Raw genomic sequence first — 16495 nt, forward strand, 5'->3', positions numbered from 1 at the left:
CTCCTGCTCCGTTAATTGTTAGATCTGTCCTCACGATATTTGCCCGGCGTAACTCCTGTATACTTCTTAAACACTTTATTGAAGTAATGCCGATTTTCATAGCCTACCTTGCTGCCGATCATATTGACCGGAATCTGGTGGATCTCGACCAAAAGTTTTTTCGCTTCGTTGATACGCAAGGTATTCAAATAATGGATAAACGTCGCCCCGGTTTCTTTCTTAAATAGGCTGCAGATATAGTTCGGGTGCAGATTCATATATTCGGCGAGCATATCCAGCGAAAGTTCCTGCGAGTAATTCCTGTCGATGTAAGTGAGAATTTTCGCTGCATGGTGTCGATAATCGGAATCGGCTTCAATGGGAAGCTCTTTGAATATCTGATGCAGCAATGCGGCAATCTCATCCTTGTTGATTGGTTTGAGCAAGTAGTCTACGACGCCTGCGCGTATCGCCTTGCGCGCATATTCGAATTCATCATAACCGGTCAAAATAATAAACCGTTGACATAGATCATGCTGCTTAGCTTCGTGGATCAATTCGAATCCGTCTATCTCAGGCATATTGAGATCAGTTAAGGTAACATCAGGCTTATTATTCTTCATTAACTCCAGCGCTTCGTATGCGTTGTTGCCAGCAATGACCTCCGTTTGGTCGGGGGCGGCCTCTTTGACGATTTTGACGAGTCCCTGCAGGATTAACGGTTCGTCATCCACAATCAATATTTTCATGTATCAGATACCGCCTTTTTCAATAGAAATAACGTCAATGTCGTACCTTTCCCCCGCTCACTCTCAATCTCCAGACGAGACTCCGCGCCATAGAATGCCTTGATTCGTTCACTCACGTTGTACAGCCCTAAGCCTCCCTCATCAGTTTGAATCACTTTTGCATCGAGTCCGCGCGCCAAGAGCGTTTGTATACCTTGGAGCTTATCCATTGGAATGCCTGCTCCGTTGTCAGCAATGACGTGCGGACATACCCGTCGATCTCCTCGACGAGCAGCTTGATCTGGACCGGCCGAAGGACCGATAATCCATGGATGACGCTATTCTCGACAAGAGGCTGCAGCATAAACCGGGGGCATTGTATCGTGTCGGCCTGCGCAGCAATCTCGAACTGATAGTCGAGCCGGTCCCGGACCCGCATCTTGTGAATGTTCAAATAAAACATGACCGTTTCGATCTCGCACCTGAGAACAGTATCGTCTTTCTGAGAAGATAAACTATACCGCATAAGTCGCCCGAACCAATACGAAATGTCAGCGACTTCTTTATCATTGTTGGCTTCCGCCAGCATACGGATCGTTTCGAGCGTATTATATAGAAAATGCGGCTTGATCTGCGCCTGAAGCACCTTATACGCCGCTTCCTTGTTTAGGATTTCGGCACGGTGGACATTGTTAATGAGTTCATCCATGCGCTTAATCATCGCATTATAGGTTGAAGTAAGAAACCCAATCTCATCTTGGTTGTCCTGACGGTTGATCATTACTTTTAGGTTATCGTCGCGAATCGTCCTCATATGCCGTGCCAATCGCAGGATACGTTTGGCAATCGTCGAAGCGAGGAAATAATATATAACCGATAGAACGATGAGAAGAACGACAATCGCTGCGATTAGGAACATTTCCTTCCGTCTCACCGTTTGAAATACGTCCTCGACCTGACCGGTAACCACGACTCGAACGCCCAAATCCTCGATGTACAATTGATTGACAATCGACTTGCGGGTAATGAAATAGCCGTCGGCATCCCGGTCTGCGATCAATTCCATCAACGCACGGTTATCGGCAGTCGAATGCCGCCCTGTAGAGAATAACAAATCGCCTTCCTCCGAGAACAACAAGGCGCTCCAATTGTTTCCGGCACCTGCCGCCTCATAAAACTTCCGAATCATTTCGTGGCTGATCCTGATTTCGAGCAAGCCTATTTTCTCAGTGATATAGTTATTATAGATATCCTGATAGTATATAAATGAAGGCTCGGATTGTCCGTCCGCTTGCCGAATCCATATCCCGCTTCCCGGCTTCAAATGATCGACGGCCGGCCGCAATGCTGGATCAATGTCATCTTTATCCAGAAATTGCTTTGCAATCGGAAAGACCTCATCCTTTCGTTTATAGATCATGATGGATTCGATTTCGCTGTTGACGAACATCGATTGGGTAAACAATGGACTTATGTATCTAAGATAGGCGTATACGCTTTCAGATTCGCTTTCATACATCCCGTCCAAATAATCGGTTACGTAAGGATTGTACTGAAGCAGCCTGTGTACCGATTCAATTCGGACCATATCCGCCCGCAAGTTGGAATAGGCCTGTTCGAGAATCTTTTGCCGCCCGTCAACGAGCTGATGTGTTAAGTTTCCGTAGATTTGGTTGTAGTAATAGATCCCGAATACAATCACGGGGATGAAAATGATGACGACATATCCTAGAATGATCTTCCTGACAATGCTCATGACCGCTACCCCCTGCATCAATCCTCATCTGTTCCTTTTTAGCGTATCATGAGCCTGCAAAATCCGGTAGAGGCTTAGAAGGCCCCTACCGGATTTTCCGCGTTATTTAAACATAGATTGTTTCTCCTCGAACGTTTTGTTGGCCCAAGCGTCAAGCTTTTGCAGCCCGATCTTCTCGGCGTTTTTCATCATCGTTTCATAGCTCTGAACGGCCTCTTCTTCGGATTTCGCGAGATAGATTTTCACTTTCTCGTTGGTAACCATCTCGTCGATCTTTGTTTTGATCGTTTTTTCTTCAGAATCGGCCTTGACCTGAATCATTCCGACTTCCGGTTTGTACGTGGTTATCGCCTTCGTCTCCAGCAAAGCCTGGGTTGTTTGCGTACCCGGTACATACCCCCAAAGTCCCTCTACAATTGCATCCGAATAAAGGAACCACCATTTAATGCCGTTACTGTTGACGAAATCGGAGTCAGCCGTATTGTATTTGAGATTCGGATACCCTTCTTCGTTCCATGTCCAATGTTCGCCTTCGATGCCGAACATGGTAAGTTTCTTTCCTTCGTCACTGGCGAGGAACTGCAGCAGTTTGATTGATTTCTCAGGATTTTTATTGTTTTTCGTAATGAAAGTTCCGGACCAGCCTACCCCCGTACTCACGCGCACGGCTTCTTCCGATAGCGAGCTCGGGATCATCTTAAACGTATAAGCCGCACCATTCTGCTTGGTGGAGATGTTGTCGCGTTCCGCAACGCTGACCGTATGGCTATGCGCGAAGGCTTTTCCGCTGACCGCGTATTCATCATCAATTTGATCGTTGGCGTGCGCGAAATTTTCCGCCAAAATATATCCGTTGCGGTATAGGCTGTTCATAAACTTAAAGAATTCAAGCATTTTGGGATGTTTAAGGTAATACTCTGCTTTCCCTTCATTTTCATACCAGGATCCAAAGCCGGCTTCGATGCCAAACTGTGTCATGAAATAAGACTCGATCCAGTTTTTATCCATGACGAGGGGAACCAACTCAGGATGTTTCTCCTTCACCATGCCCAGAAGCTTTACAAAGTCGTCCAGTGTCTTCAACTCCGGGTTGCCAAGTTCGTTCATAATGTCCTCGCGCACGGCTATACCCGGAGTGCCGTCATTGCCAAGCGCATACTTGTTCGTCTCCCATTCCTGCTTAGTTGCGAATGCATTACGAATCGTATAGAAATTGCCGTCTTCCATCGTATTGATCGCGATCCGCGTGGGATCGATTTCAAAATTCGGCGCATACTTCTCGACCAGCTCATTCCACGGATACGAAATGTTTGAATTAGAGAGCCTGTCAATATCGGAGGCTGTGAAAATCAGATCGGGCAAATCGCCGGATGCGATCATAAGCGGCAGCTGTTTATCATCCGTAGCTACGGTAACCTTGAGCTTAACGCCGGTTTTCTCCGTGATTTTATCGGCCACCGATCCTTTCCATTCTTTTATAGGGTACCAACTGTGGTTAATGAATAACGTCAATTCTTCGACATCCTGATTGCCGTCAGCCGTTTCGGTGCCCGAATTGTCAGCGCCTGGATCCTCGGCCGAAACATTAGGGCTCGTATTGCTGCCCTTATTGCTGCCTTCGCCCGAGTTACCTCCGCTGCATGCGGACAAAATAGTCAGCAGCATGATAATGGACATTGACAGTACCAACAGTTTTGTTCGTTGACTTCGCATCAAGAAAACCCCTCCATGTTTTGTTGTTTATATTATCAAAGCGTGTGCTTTAATAACGATATTGACGATCGACTAACCTTTCACCGACCCCAGCATGATGCCTTTGACGAAATACTTTTGCAAAAAAGGATAAACGCAAACGATTGGGGCGATCGAAACCACCATGGATGTAACCTGCAGCGAATAATTAGTGACGCCGGACGCGCTGGCCGCGGCACCTACAGACTCAATCGGGATGTTGCTCTTGTTGATGATTTCCATCATCCTGAAGGTCAGCGTCCTCAGAGAGTCCGATTGCACGAAATAGGCCGAATCCAGCCACGAGTTCCATTGTCCCACCCCGAGAAATAGCGACATGGTCGCAAGAAGGGGAGTTGAAACCGGAAGAATAATTTTAAAGAAGATTACGAATTCGTTTGCCCCGTCTATATATGCGGATTCCTTTAGCTCAAGGGGTATTTCCCGGAAAAAGGATATTGCGATCAGCAAAAAGAAGGTACTAAGCATCGATGGAATAACATAAACACCGAAAGTATTCAGAAGTCCGACCGATCGCAGTACGACGTAATAAGGGATCAGTCCGCCCGAAAAGTACATGGCAAAAATGATAACGGCAAAGTAACCTTTGCTAAACAGAAGGTCCTTATGCGACAATCCGTAAGCGACTAGAGAGGTGAACAACACGCCGAGCAGCGTTCCTACTCCGGTACGGGCAACGGTAACGAACAGTGCATTATACCAATTGGAATCCGTAAGGAACGTGGCGTAGTTCTCCAATGTAAAGCTTCTGGGCCACAGATAGATGCCGCCGAGCAAGGAGTCCTTGCCTTGGTTGAACGAAATGACCAGTACGTAATAAAACGGATATAAAGTCGCGATCATGATGCAGAACAATAAAACGTAAATGACGCTGTCCAGCAGCATATCCTTCTGTTTCTGAGATGTCAGCAAATGACTGCCCTCCTTGTCTTCAAAATAGGCTCGAGCCCGAAACTCTCTTCGCAATGTAATTGCTGGAGAAGATCAGCAGAACGGAAATAATCGACTGAATCAGATCGATTGCGGCAGCGTAGGAAAATCTGCCATCCGCCAACCCGACCTTGAATGCATAGGTTTGTACGATTTCTGACGTCGGGTTATTGACATCGTTGCCGAGCAAGTAGGCCTGTTCGAAGTTGGATCCTACCAGTCCGCCCCCAAGAATACTGCCAATTGTCAGAATTAGCACCACAACAATCGTTCCTTTGATGCCAGGAAACGTAACATGTCGAATTCGGGACAGTCTTCCCGCGCCATCGATTTGAGCCGCCTCATAAAGCGCAGGATTGATGCCTGCTATCGCCGCCAGGAAAATAATCGTCCACCAGCCCATTTCCTTCCACACCGCGCTGCCGACAGCTAGTCCCCAGAAATAGTTCGCGTTTGTCAGGATATCCAGCGGCATGTCAATGAGACCGATTTTGACCAGTAACTTGTTTATGATCCCGATATCGGCTGATAGAAAAGAGAACGCGATGCCTACCACAACGACCCACGAAATGAAATGCGGAAGATAGCTTACGGTTTGCACAAACCGTTTGAACGCCATATGTCTCACTTCATTCAGTAGAATCGCGAACAAGATAGGCGCCGGAAACGCGAAGATCACTTTGAGGAAGCTTAAGACGAGCGTATTTCTAACAATTTGACCAAATCGATAATCATTGACGAATTCGTCAAAATATTTAAGACCCACCCAATCGCTCGTAAAAATCCCCTTGATGCCGGTGACGATCGAGTAGTCCTTGAAAGCCATCACGACCCCGAACATCGGCGTGAAGGAAAATATCAGCAGGAATACCATGCCCATTCCCACAAATAATTGAAGCACAATTTGTTTTTTGAAGCGCTTCCAAAGCTGCTGATGGCGTTTTGCTTTAAACGGTGTTGCCAATTTCGTCTCAAAGTTCATGTGCTATCCTCCTTTGTGTTAATCTTACTCTCCTGCTCTAGCGTTTAAAAGACAACATTCTTAAGAAAGCGTTGTCATTTTTTAAGGCCATTCACACTGAATTCGTGAATTTCGAACCTAAATCAAAGCTAAATTAAACTCTTTTTTTGAGTGTCCCGTTAGCTTAATGAATTTTTATCTCACAATGTTCGGATGCGGACAATCACTTCGCGCATATCAAATGGCTTCGTAATATAGTCGTCGGCACCTAGCTCCATCCCGATCACATTGTCCGAAATATCCGACTTAGCTGTTAACAAGTCGCGGATAAGTTGCTGGAATTACTTAACATGCGCAAAAAAACCTTCCCTACACTTTGAAAAGTGAATGGAAGGTTTTCATTTATTGCTTTTCCGATAATCGCGCGGCGCTAGTCCAAACATTCGCTTAAAAAACCTCTCGAAGTTCGGCATCGTATTAAAGCCTGAGGCGTAGCAGATTTCCGTTATTGGCAGCGTTGTGCTGCCTAGCAGAGCTCTGGCGAACTGCAGCCTTTTCTCTTGAAGATGCTCTTGGAATGAAGTTCCGGTTTGCTTCCGGAAGCATTCGCTGAAATAATTTGCCGAGAGCCCGACATGCTCTGCCACTTTATGGAGAGTAATCGGCTCACGGAAATGATGCTGAATGTAGATAACTGATTTCCTTATAGAAGGATGGACGGCGCGAACAGTAACGTTTTCCGCTGCCGTATTTTTTTGACTCGTTTGTCTGAATAGCTCAATCAGTATCCGCTCAAAGCTGCCTTGAACAATCATGTCGCTGCCTAACTGCCAGAGCAGCGATTCGTCCCAAATACGATCAAACTCAGCTTCAATCATGCCAGCTTGTGCGCTTTCAAAAGTATAAGCGTAATGAGATGCCTCTTCAAAAAGCATTTCGGTTAAAGCAGGACGAATGAATGAATCCTCAAATATAAAATCGTACAGACGTATCGTTTCGCCTTCATCTGGTATAATTTCATGGAAATCGGCGGTTGTAAGCAGAAAAGCCATCCCTCTTTCCAAAGGAGATGACTCGCCGTTAAGAATATGAGTACCGCGGCCTGATACGATAAAGCCCATCTCGAAAAACTCATGCCAATGCGTATCAATTTTGTGATCGATCACATGCTTATAAATACGGAAGGGGGACGACAAGGATAAAAAGTTTTTGCTAAGCAGTCTCTCTGGTGCTTTATTGTTAYCCATCCCTATTCCCCCTTCATGCTCATTTGTTCTTAACGTTAAACCACTCCGCAAATTTGGCGGAAATGTAGTCCGTCATCCATTGATTGACTTCCCATAAATCAGTGACCGGCTTATTGGTAAACGGCTCTGTCGGCATATAGCCAGGAGGTCCAAATTCAGCCGTGAAGGTAACTTCCGCTTTCCCTTTCATCGCTTGGTCAATGAATATTTGCTGCCACCATTTGTGAACATCGCAAGCTCTGCTTTATATTCCGGAGCAGCAGGATGCGGAACCTGCGGTCCTTGCGGGAACCCAACCCGGCCATGAATGTGAATGGTCCTCTTCATCGCAAGCGCAAGCTCATTCTCGTGATTATCCAGATGCGATTCGCATACGTTTACCCAGTGGTTAAAATCTGCCGTAATCGACAAATCAGGAAATTGCTTCAGCAATCTTGCCGTTGTCCAAGGCGTAAACATCGCGCGGCTTCGATGCCAGCATATCCGGCTTCCGCCGCGCGTGCTAACTGCTCATCGTAAGTGCCAGCCATTCCTCATAACGCCTTTATCGGCCTCAATTCCATGAAGTTCAGCTCCTTCTAGCTTCGATCATTATACATTTATGAATGGATTGTCTGCCAGATCCTTGCCTCTTGCAAGCCAAATTTTATGATTTTGGTTTTTCTCCTCATATACCTTGGCATCTGTCGAGAAATAACGCATCGTATAGCCGCATCGGCGAAACTCGCTCGTATTGGCAGCTGCCCCATGAACGATGCGGGAATCGTGCACCGAGCTTTCGCCCGGCTCTAATTCGAAATAAACGGCTTTTTCATTATCTACTTTTTTTATTTCGGTACTAAAAATGTTTTGGCTTCCATCAACCTCTTCATATTCGGAAAATCCGTCAGTATGTGTACCGGGAATAACGCGCATGCAGCCGTTTTCCTTTGTACTGCGGTCGATTGCCAGCCACACGGTTACGATTTTGTCAAAACTGCTAAGACGGCCGTTCCAATAAGCGGAATCCTCATGCCATGGCGTTTGCTTGCCAATCAGCGGCTCCTTGCATATGAAATGACTCGACCACAATCCAATATTTGGCCCGATTAGCGGCTCAACCAAATCTAGCACTTCATCGCTTAACAGAAATTTCAGCAGCCGCTCGTCACGGAAATGTGGAGTATCCAGCTCGCTGTTCAGCTTTCTGCCAACCAGCTCCCATTGCTCTTCGAATATGCCGGACAGCTCTGCCATTTTCTCTTGACTGAATAGCTGTTTCTTATGGAGAGCATATCCATTTTGCTTATAAAATTGAACCTCTTGCTCAGAAAGTGTCGCGTTTGCCATTATTATTCCCTCCAAAATGATGTAATCTTGCGTTGTTTCCATCATAACGGAGGGGACATTTATTTACTTCTCATTCTATCCGAAAAAGTATGCATATCTTCGGCACTATCCAATCGAATCTGTATTTTTAAACAGGATTATCCTCTTCTTTGATTGTTTGCTCTCGGTGATGATTATCAAGCATTTGTTTTAAATATTCTTCAGATTTCCCCTTTGGGATACTGAGACTTTCCCATATCTCATTTTTCACTTGTTTACCAATATAAACAATTTGTCCCACATGATAAGAATAATGTGCCATTTGCCTCTCAATAGCCTCTAATACCAAATGAGCTTCTCCACGAATATATATATTTTTCAATAAATCTTGCTCTCTTAAATCGGTTAATGTATCAATTAGGGTTTGCCAACCCTTTTCCCAAACAACTGTGAGTTCTGATTTTGAAGATATAACATCTAAAAATTCTTCATCACGATTTCTATATTCCTTCTCTCCGTCTGAAGTTAAAAAGTCAGTCCACCTTGAAACCATATTTCCACTCAAATGCTTTACTATTATTGCAACACTATTAGACTCGTCATTATAAGTCCAATATATTTCCTTTTCAGATAATTGGTTTATCGTTTTATCTCCAAGACTTTTTACACTTTTAAATCTTTCAATTACAATTTTTAAATATTCGGTTCCAATATTCATTATTCCGCCTCCTCAAATTAAACTGTAACGGCAAGTTTTAGGGCCACCCTTAGCGGATGGCCCTTTACTCTGTTTATTTCTTAAGACTCAAAACTTATTCTGCTTTATTCTCGAAAATAATGACCATTTTTTTGCTGCCTAAGTATTCAACAGAAGCATTAAACTGTTCTGAAACAAAGCGTATAGGAACAAAAGTAGTGTTATTTCTCGAGAGTAAAGGTGAGTCAAACAGCACGGTGTGTTGGTTCACCCGTACTTGCCTGTTCCCCAAAGCCCAACGTATCGTTTTATCGTTTTTTTGAATCGTTACCTCTTTAGTGCTTTGGTTCCAGCCTACGTTTGCCCCAAACTTCTCAGAGATGAAACGAACCGGCACATAAGTACGACCCATGTGTATAAATGGTGCTGCCGTATTACGGTAAGCTCTGTCGCCCACATATGCTGTAGTGCTTCCAATTACCAGGCGCTGCGTCTTCCTCTGAGACTTTTTAACTCTTTCAAGATCACTAATATTGTTCACTTTTATGAATATTTTGGATGTTTCGGTGCCTTGGCTCAAGTCCAAGTTGTTGTTATACAGCTCTACTCCATGGAAGTACTCGATAGAACTATCAAATTCAATATTTTGAATTGGCTCTAAATCCCAAACCCGATTGTTGCTCAAGTAGAGGGCAACTAGACCTTTCATATTCCTTAATGGTTCCAAATCATAAATATAGTTCGATGATAAGTTCAGCTGTGACAAGCCGACTAATCTCGATAAAGGAGCAAGATCTTTAATGTTATTATTGCTCGCATTGAGGTCACCAAGTTTAACTAATCCCGCTAACGGCTTAAGATCAGTAATCTTGTTACCTCCAATTGATAGCGTCGTTAAGTTGACCAATTCCGCTAGCCGTGTGAAATCAGCAAACTTGTTATTGTCAACTGTCAGTGTTTTTAGATTGGTGGATAGCAGCCGAAGTGGTGAAATATCATGAATCTGGTTATTACCAACGTATAAATTAGTCAGCTTGGTTAATTTGCCGAGAGGCTCTATATCCTCGAATTTATTACTGCTCAAATCCAAAAAAGTCATTTCTACGGCATCTGATAGACCATGAATATTCGAAATTTGATTGTTATTAGCAAAAAGCACGCGCAGACGGGGGAGTTGTTTCAACACCTCCAAGGATGAGATTTGATTCCAAGAAATATAAAGAGATTCCAGTTCTTTCATAGCTGACAAATCTTCAATCGAAGAGATTTGGTTTTCCCTAAGGTTGAGACTTTGGATCTTAGAAAGCCCCATTAGAGATGAAATATCAGCAATTTCATTATGGGATAAGTTTAATTGCGTAACATTTGCAGCATACTCCAATCCTTGCAAATTCTTAATTTTTTTGTTTGATAAATCAACGTCGGTAAGGGTCTCTAAATCTGATTTGGCAACTGATTCTTCGCTGGTTTTATTCAATAATGATTTAATAGCTGTTTCGAGATTGGGGTCAGCAAAGACCACTTCTTGGCTGAGAGCCGCCTCCGCATAGGCTTGACTTGAAAAGCTCGTACATAGCACGAAAATAAGTAAATAAAGGGTAAAATGTTTCATCATTCTGATTTCCTCTCCTATGACTGCACTAGACGAATCGAAAATCCGTTATACTATTATAGCATATGACATTTTATTAATTGACAGGCAAATAATCTGATCCTTGTTTGTTCAACACGCTTCTCTTACCTTCAATAGTTCAGTCCCTCATCCCCCGGAATGAATAATTCACCCATATGTTAGCATACGAAGTCACTGAAGAATACTACCAGTTAGCTTAACAAAGATAAGGAGCAAGAACGTTCCGTTTACGCCATAATACGGGAATCATCATAATAATAGGTTTTCTATGATGTTGAAATGGCCACAATATTTTCATATCCCTTGTCAAAACTAATATCATTAGTTAAACTAAAACTAATGACATTAGTTTTATGTGAGGGGGAACAAAGTTGATCCTATTTCAATCTATCGTGCTATTAATCTTATTTTTAATTGAGTTAGCCGCTCTCTTTTCATTAGGATATTGGGGTTTCCATTTTAATCGAGGTTGGATCGTCAGATTCGCGCTGGGATTTGGAGCACCACTTGTCATTGCGGTGTTCTGGGGACTCTTCATAGCACCCAAAGCAACCTACCCCGTTACCATTCCTGTTCGTCACCTGCTTCAGATTGCAGTTTTCTCGTTGGCTAGTTTAGCACTTTACGCATCTGGACAGAAAACAATAGCAGTCGGTTTTTTCGTTGTTGCATTGATCGTTGTTTTATTGGTCTATTCGATGAAAATATGAAATACGAATGAAGAATATGAAGACAAGGAATCGAGGTCGGTGAGGATGAAAATCGTCGTCGTATCTGATACGCATATGCCCAGAATGAACAAGAAACTGCCGGATCGATTGCTTCGCGAGCTAAAAACGGCAAAAGCTATCATTCATGCAGGTGATTGGACGAACCTTTCCGTGTACGAGGCTTTGGTAGCATTCGCCCCGGTCTACGGTGTCGCAGGTAACAATGATAGTGCAGACATTATCCGCAAGTTTGGATTGCAGAGGCAATTAGAGTTCGAGGGTGTAAGAATGGGTATCGTTCACGGACATGGTGATGGGAAAAGAATAAATACGGAAGCGCGTGCGTTAGACGCCTTCAAGAATGTTCATTTGAATGTGCTGATCTATGGCCATTCCCATATTCCAGTACTTAAGCGCTCAGGTGGCCTGCTGGTATTTAATCCCGGGTCACCTACTGATAAGAGGAGGCAGCCCCTGTATTCGTTCGGCATATTTCAACTTGCTGGTGGAACAGTATCTGCCAAGCATATATTTTACAATGACAAATCGTAGGATGATAGTCCGTTCTGGCTTGAAGATCGGAAAGCCCTTTGATCTTCCTTCCGTTTTTGCCGACAACTACCGAGAAGTGTTTTTAATTCGCCGATATGATTTTCGTAAAGGAAATAACCTTCCCCCTACCCCCGCTTCACAAACCTCACTCCCGTGCGCTGCCTGAGCAGCTCCCGGATTCCGTCACCGATGGCTCGTATGCCGGGCTCGATAAGTCCTTCCTCCACCTGTGAGACGCTCAGCCGGAGAACATCGTCCTGCCGGAACTCCGGCAGGTACATGCGCTGGACCGGATCGACCCGCACGCCGCGCTGCAGCAGGTGGTCGGCCGCTGCCTGCGCCCGGAGCGGGGCCGGCAGCCCAATCGTGGTATAGAAGCCGGAGTACGACCTTGTGTAAGCGGTTCCCTGCGGAAGATGCTTACGATATGCTTCCTGCAGCAGCACCGCTTTGCGGCGATATATCTCCCGCATCCGACCGATGTGGGCGGCGAACATGCCGCTCTCTAGGTACACCTCGAGCGCCCCTTGCGTCAACAAGGGCGAATGTACGTCTGCCGCAGCCTTCGCCCGCAGGAACCCTTCCCGCAGCCCGTCCGGCAACACGGCCAGCCCGAGGCGCAGGCCGGGAAGCATGACTTTGGAGAAGCTTTTTACATAGATGACCCACCCGGACGGATCGTATGCGAACATGGGGTCATTCCTCGGATCGCCATCCAGGTCGCCCATGTAATCATCCTCGACGATGTACACGTCATAGCGCTTCGCCAGCTCCACCATGCGCTTGCGGGCTTCGTTCGTGTGGCTGTACCCGGTTGGGTTGTGGAACCGCGAGACGGTGTAGAAGAACTTGACGTCCCCGTCCCGGAATAGCGCCTCCAGCCGCTCCAAATCCATGCCGCCTTCCTCGTACGAGATGCCGTACACTTCGCCCCGATATCCCCGCAGCGATTCGATCATGCCGGCATGCACCGGCTGTTCCACGACGATGTTCCCCTTACCGTTCGGAAAAGGCAGCCCCACCAGCAAATGCAGCGCCTGCTGAGAGCCAGTCACCACATAGATGCGCTCCGGGGCCGTGAACACCTGCAAATCCCGCAGATGCCGGGCCAGCTGGAGCCGCAGCGAGGCGAGGCCCTGCCCCTCCGAATACGTAAACATGTCCTCGCGGTACCGCTCAATGGCCTCGTTCATGCAGTGCTGGAAGTCCCGGTATGGCATGGCGCTTCGGTCCGGGCCTGCCCACTGGAAATCGATGACGTCAGGCACCTCCGCCGCGCCTCTCGCATCCTCCCCGCCTTGGCTGCGGTGCGCGATATAATAGCCGCTCTGGGGCACAGCATAGATCCGGTGCCTCTTCTCAAGCTCCCCGTATGCCCGAATCACCGTATTTCTGCTGCAACCGAATGCTTTCGCCGCTTCCCGGATCGACGGCAGCTTGTCCCCCGGCCTCATCTTCCCGTCCTTCATCTCCCGCAGGAGCTGTTCCACAATCGCTTCATACAGCATCTTCCCTTGCACTCCTTCCTGCCAACTGTACGGGTACAGTCACCACAAACGGCGGTACAGCCCAGCCGCACATTCCTATATACTCAGTGTTGTCGACACGAGCCTTTCTGTTTTGCCATTATGAAGAAGACCGAGGAGGAATGCAACTTGATTACCTGGAAAAAGAAAAACCGAGTCGTCCTAGCGCTCGCCGCCCTGCTATTCGCCGGTACAACGGGTAGTGCCACACTTCCCGTAAATGCCGCCCCGAAAGAGACTAAGCTCCCCTGCAAGGAGCTGTTCCATGACGTGCAGGGTACCTTGATCGTTAAAAACCTGAAGACGGACCGCGTCTACGTCTGCAATCCCGAACGGAGCCAGCAGCGGTTCACGCCTGAATCGTCGTTCAAGGTGCCGAACGCGCTCATCGGTCTTGAGGTGGAAGCGGTGCGGGACAAATATGATGTGAAGCGGTGGGACGGCGTCGTCCGGCCGTTCGAGGAGTGGAATCGGGACCATACGCTGGGTTCGGCAATGCGGGCATCCGCAATCTGGTATTACCAGGCGATGGCACGGGATATCGGGATCGATCGGATGAAGAGCTACGTGGATCGTATTCGTTACGGCAATATAGATATTAGCGGGGGCATCGATACCTTTTGGCTGGACAGCTCGCTGAAGATCTCGGCGGAGGAGCAGGCCGGCTTCATGGAAGACCTCGTGGAGGAGACGCTGCCCTTCCAGGAGCAGACGATGAAGACCGTCAAGCGCATCATGATTGATAACGACCAGGACAACTACACCGTGCATGGCAAGACGGGCACGAGGCTGTCCGACATGGGCCTCGGCTGGTATGTGGGCTATGTGGAGCACGGGAAGACCGACTGGGTGTTCGCCGCTAACGTGGACAGCAGCGGGACGACCGCCAAGACGGTCACGCTGGAAGCCTTGAAGCACCTCGGCATTTTGTGAGCACCATCCACGTTGGGCCGCACCCGTCTTTCGACGCGGGGCGGCTCTTTGGCATCGTACGGGCATAGCGTTACGATAAATAAAGGAAAATGAACAGTGATGTGAACCCAAGAAAGGTAGTTAGGACGTGTTTTCATTAAACCATCCTGCTTGTTAGCTTAATAAAAAGTACAGGCCACTACAGCGCCATTACATACAGAGCATTTTGGGTACTAATTAATTGGCTGTTTAGGCCCATTCCATAGAGTTCAATAAGTCCGATAGAATAGGATTAAGTTGAGGAACAAAGGAGAAGATTACGTTTTGAATAAGAGAAGCACACGCAGAAGCAACCGTTCCAAAGGAAGTCTGGCATCTTTAAAGCAAACAAATCTTATCATCTATCTAGCGATTGTCATCATTTTTGTTGGTATTTGCGGAGCATTTTACGGTAAATATATGAATAAAGTTGATTCTAAGCTTCCGCTTGCTGCTTCGGATTCCCTTAATAATGGGAATAGCGGAAACGCGCCTTTGGCAGATGACCCCATCTCAGACATTGACAGTGGAGAGGAACAAGAGTCTACAGAGGAATACAAAGATGTGACGGAAGAGCCTGCTCCTACTGCATCCAACACAACGGTCAAAGAAGGTGACAAGCCGACGGAAACTCCTAAGCCTGCACAGACAGAACAACCAACGCAACAAAAAAAGGATTATGGCAATAAATCAACGGAAGCCCCTTCTAAAACAGTTAAGCTTCCAACCACCTATGTTGTCCAAAAAGGCGATACGCTAAGATTGATATCCGAGAAGTTCTATCAAACTAAGGAGCATTATGCGCTGGTTGCAGAGTATAACCATATCGTGTTTATTAATGATATGAAAGCCGGAGATACGCTTAAGATCCCAGTATTGTCATCATCAGCCGGCTCGATAGATGGCAGCCAGCAGGGAACCAAAGACTATTCGAAAATTAATTTGCCAGCTACCTATCTAATCCAAGTAGGTGATACTCTGTCTGGGGTTTCCAGAATGTTTTACAAATCGGCGAAATATGTGGATTATATTGCGAAAGAAAACAAGCTTGATAAAAATGTAGGCTTGAAAGCAGGCACCAACCTCCGTATTCCGTCCCTGAAAAATTATAAGCTGGATGAAGAAAATGGTGCAGCAGAAACTTTACCCGATTACGAGACTTCTGTACATACCGTAAAGAGTGGCGAGACGCTCTACAGCATCTCCAAAATCTATTTCGGCTCCGACAAATATGTGAAGTTCATTGCGGGTTACAATCATATTGTAAAAATTGATGATGTAAAAGCCGGCACGGTGCTGAAAATTCCAAAAGCTTAGGTCAACGAAGTCTGACAAAAAAGGCTCCGCCATAGCGGAGCCTAGATTATTGAGATGTATTATGAAAATATGCAGGTGTGTGTCTGAGATCTGTCCGTTATCTTAACACCTAGCAATACATCTGTACAAAATACCTCATTGTTGTAGAATAGCGAAAAAGGGATCTTCGCAAGGGTTACCATGATGTCACATACCTGCCTTTCAAAACGATCCTCCCCGTACCGGGTTTACTTATMYAAAGKAAGGAATGATAAACGCAATCACTCCAAGAATGATCGACCACCACGCCAGTCCTTTTTTAGGGGTAGCCAAGCCAATGAGTCCGAAGATAACGGCAATGCTGCCCATCCATACGGGGGCGTAGAAAAAACCGATAATTGCTAACACGATGCCGATCCAACCCAGCCATTTTCCTGTCATTTCATTCATATTCAACATCTCCATCCAT

General features: G+C 46.2%; 16 protein-coding genes and 2 pseudogenes. 4 read left to right on the forward strand and 14 right to left on the reverse strand.

The features are described from left to right. Positions 1-11: 11 nt before the first annotated feature. The 12 genes and pseudogenes from AC1DLI_RS18325 to AC1DLI_RS18380 form a co-directional block, all read right to left on the reverse strand. A complete protein-coding gene (locus AC1DLI_RS18325) occupies positions 12-728 on the reverse strand; it encodes a response regulator transcription factor (RefSeq protein WP_477604972.1) in 717 nt (238 codons plus the stop codon). Further along, positions 725-937 carry a sensor histidine kinase gene (locus AC1DLI_RS18330; RefSeq protein WP_477604974.1) on the reverse strand — a complete coding sequence of 71 codons (213 nt, stop codon included), beginning with the start codon at positions 935-937 and terminating at the stop codon, positions 725-727. The genes AC1DLI_RS18325 and AC1DLI_RS18330 overlap by 4 nt, the downstream gene beginning before the upstream one ends. Beyond that, the gene (locus AC1DLI_RS18335) at positions 880-2463 is read right to left on the reverse strand and encodes a sensor histidine kinase (protein WP_477604976.1); all 1584 of its coding nucleotides are present in this window, start codon (positions 2461-2463) and stop codon (positions 880-882) included. Before AC1DLI_RS18335 ends, AC1DLI_RS18330 begins: the two co-directional genes overlap by 58 nt. Before the next feature lie 102 nt (positions 2464-2565). Continuing rightward, entirely contained in the window at positions 2566-4176 is a 1611-nt protein-coding gene (locus tag AC1DLI_RS18340; protein ID WP_477605087.1) for an extracellular solute-binding protein, read from the reverse strand. A gap of 72 nt (positions 4177-4248) precedes the next feature. Next, complete coding sequence (locus tag AC1DLI_RS18345) at positions 4249-5127, reverse strand: carbohydrate ABC transporter permease (protein ID WP_477604978.1); 879 nt, start codon at positions 5125-5127, stop codon at positions 4249-4251. Positions 5128-5146: 19 nt separating this feature from the next. Continuing rightward, the gene (locus AC1DLI_RS18350; protein WP_477604980.1) at positions 5147-6127 is read right to left on the reverse strand and encodes an ABC transporter permease; all 981 of its coding nucleotides are present in this window, start codon (positions 6125-6127) and stop codon (positions 5147-5149) included. Positions 6128-6309: 182 nt separating this feature from the next. Then, positions 6310-6426: pseudogene (locus tag AC1DLI_RS18355) on the reverse strand (DNA-binding response regulator); the annotation flags it as partial. 78 nt (positions 6427-6504) lie between these two features. Further along, entirely contained in the window at positions 6505-7353 is an 849-nt protein-coding gene (locus AC1DLI_RS18360) for a helix-turn-helix domain-containing protein (RefSeq protein WP_477604982.1), read from the reverse strand. A 186-nt stretch (positions 7354-7539) separates the two neighbouring features. Next, complete coding sequence (locus AC1DLI_RS18365) at positions 7540-7812, reverse strand: hypothetical protein (RefSeq protein WP_477604984.1); 273 nt, start codon at positions 7810-7812, stop codon at positions 7540-7542. A gap of 132 nt (positions 7813-7944) precedes the next feature. Then, on the reverse strand, positions 7945-8682 hold the full coding sequence (locus AC1DLI_RS18370; protein ID WP_477604986.1) for a phytanoyl-CoA dioxygenase family protein: 738 nt from the start codon (positions 8680-8682) through the stop codon (positions 7945-7947). A 127-nt stretch (positions 8683-8809) separates the two neighbouring features. Then, entirely contained in the window at positions 8810-9379 is a 570-nt protein-coding gene (locus tag AC1DLI_RS18375; protein ID WP_477604988.1) for a DUF1572 domain-containing protein, read from the reverse strand. A gap of 94 nt (positions 9380-9473) precedes the next feature. Next, entirely contained in the window at positions 9474-10973 is a 1500-nt protein-coding gene (locus tag AC1DLI_RS18380; protein ID WP_477604990.1) for a leucine-rich repeat protein, read from the reverse strand. 389 nt (positions 10974-11362) lie between these two features. Here AC1DLI_RS18380 and AC1DLI_RS18385 point away from each other — a divergent pair, with 389 nt between their 5' ends. Then, positions 11363-11701: a YrdB family protein gene (locus AC1DLI_RS18385; RefSeq protein ID WP_477604992.1), complete on the forward strand. Its 339-nt coding sequence runs from the start codon at positions 11363-11365 to the stop codon at positions 11699-11701. Between the two features lie 45 nt (positions 11702-11746). Then, positions 11747-12253 (forward strand): metallophosphoesterase family protein, encoded by a 507-nt coding sequence (locus tag AC1DLI_RS18390; RefSeq protein ID WP_477605089.1) that lies wholly within the window; start codon positions 11747-11749, stop codon positions 12251-12253. A gap of 125 nt (positions 12254-12378) precedes the next feature. On the opposite strand, the gene AC1DLI_RS18395 is transcribed toward AC1DLI_RS18390, so the two are convergent. After that, positions 12379-13761 carry an aminotransferase-like domain-containing protein gene (locus tag AC1DLI_RS18395; protein WP_477604994.1) on the reverse strand — a complete coding sequence of 461 codons (1383 nt, stop codon included), beginning with the start codon at positions 13759-13761 and terminating at the stop codon, positions 12379-12381. A 147-nt stretch (positions 13762-13908) separates the two neighbouring features. Here AC1DLI_RS18395 and blaOXA point away from each other — a divergent pair, with 147 nt between their 5' ends. Then, entirely contained in the window at positions 13909-14712 is an 804-nt protein-coding gene (blaOXA, locus tag AC1DLI_RS18400; protein ID WP_477604996.1) for a class D beta-lactamase, read from the forward strand. A 303-nt stretch (positions 14713-15015) separates the two neighbouring features. Next, positions 15016-16047, forward strand: a complete 1032-nt coding sequence (locus AC1DLI_RS18405) for a LysM peptidoglycan-binding domain-containing protein (RefSeq protein ID WP_477604998.1) — start codon at positions 15016-15018, stop codon at positions 16045-16047. A 231-nt stretch (positions 16048-16278) separates the two neighbouring features. On the opposite strand, the pseudogene AC1DLI_RS18410 reads toward AC1DLI_RS18405, so the two are convergent. After that, positions 16279-16495, reverse strand: a pseudogene (locus tag AC1DLI_RS18410) (hypothetical protein); the annotation flags it as partial.

It is taken from the genome of Paenibacillus sp. 01T443 (assembly GCF_056398325.1).

What these genes read in the sequence shown, in the direction of transcription:
- AC1DLI_RS18350 (WP_477604980.1), bottom strand. Translation starts at nt 6,127, where the DNA reads ATGAACTTTGAGACGAAATTGGCAACACCGTTTAAAGCAAAACGCCAT.
- AC1DLI_RS18340 (WP_477605087.1), bottom strand. Translation starts at nt 4,176, where the DNA reads ATGCGAAGTCAACGAACAAAACTGTTGGTACTGTCAATGTCCATTATC.
- AC1DLI_RS18380 (WP_477604990.1), bottom strand. Translation starts at nt 10,973, where the DNA reads ATGATGAAACATTTTACCCTTTATTTACTTATTTTCGTGCTATGTACG.
- AC1DLI_RS18335 (WP_477604976.1), bottom strand. Translation starts at nt 2,463, where the DNA reads ATGAGCATTGTCAGGAAGATCATTCTAGGATATGTCGTCATCATTTTC.
- AC1DLI_RS18325 (WP_477604972.1), bottom strand. Translation starts at nt 728, where the DNA reads ATGAAAATATTGATTGTGGATGACGAACCGTTAATCCTGCAGGGACTC.
- AC1DLI_RS18330 (WP_477604974.1), bottom strand. Translation starts at nt 937, where the DNA reads ATGGATAAGCTCCAAGGTATACAAACGCTCTTGGCGCGCGGACTCGAT.
- AC1DLI_RS18365 (WP_477604984.1), bottom strand. Translation starts at nt 7,812, where the DNA reads ATGTTTACGCCTTGGACAACGGCAAGATTGCTGAAGCAATTTCCTGAT.
- AC1DLI_RS18370 (WP_477604986.1), bottom strand. Translation starts at nt 8,682, where the DNA reads ATGGCAAACGCGACACTTTCTGAGCAAGAGGTTCAATTTTATAAGCAA.
- AC1DLI_RS18390 (WP_477605089.1), top strand. Translation starts at nt 11,747, where the DNA reads ATGAAAATCGTCGTCGTATCTGATACGCATATGCCCAGAATGAACAAG.
- AC1DLI_RS18395 (WP_477604994.1), bottom strand. Translation starts at nt 13,761, where the DNA reads ATGCTGTATGAAGCGATTGTGGAACAGCTCCTGCGGGAGATGAAGGAC.
- AC1DLI_RS18375 (WP_477604988.1), bottom strand. Translation starts at nt 9,379, where the DNA reads ATGAATATTGGAACCGAATATTTAAAAATTGTAATTGAAAGATTTAAA.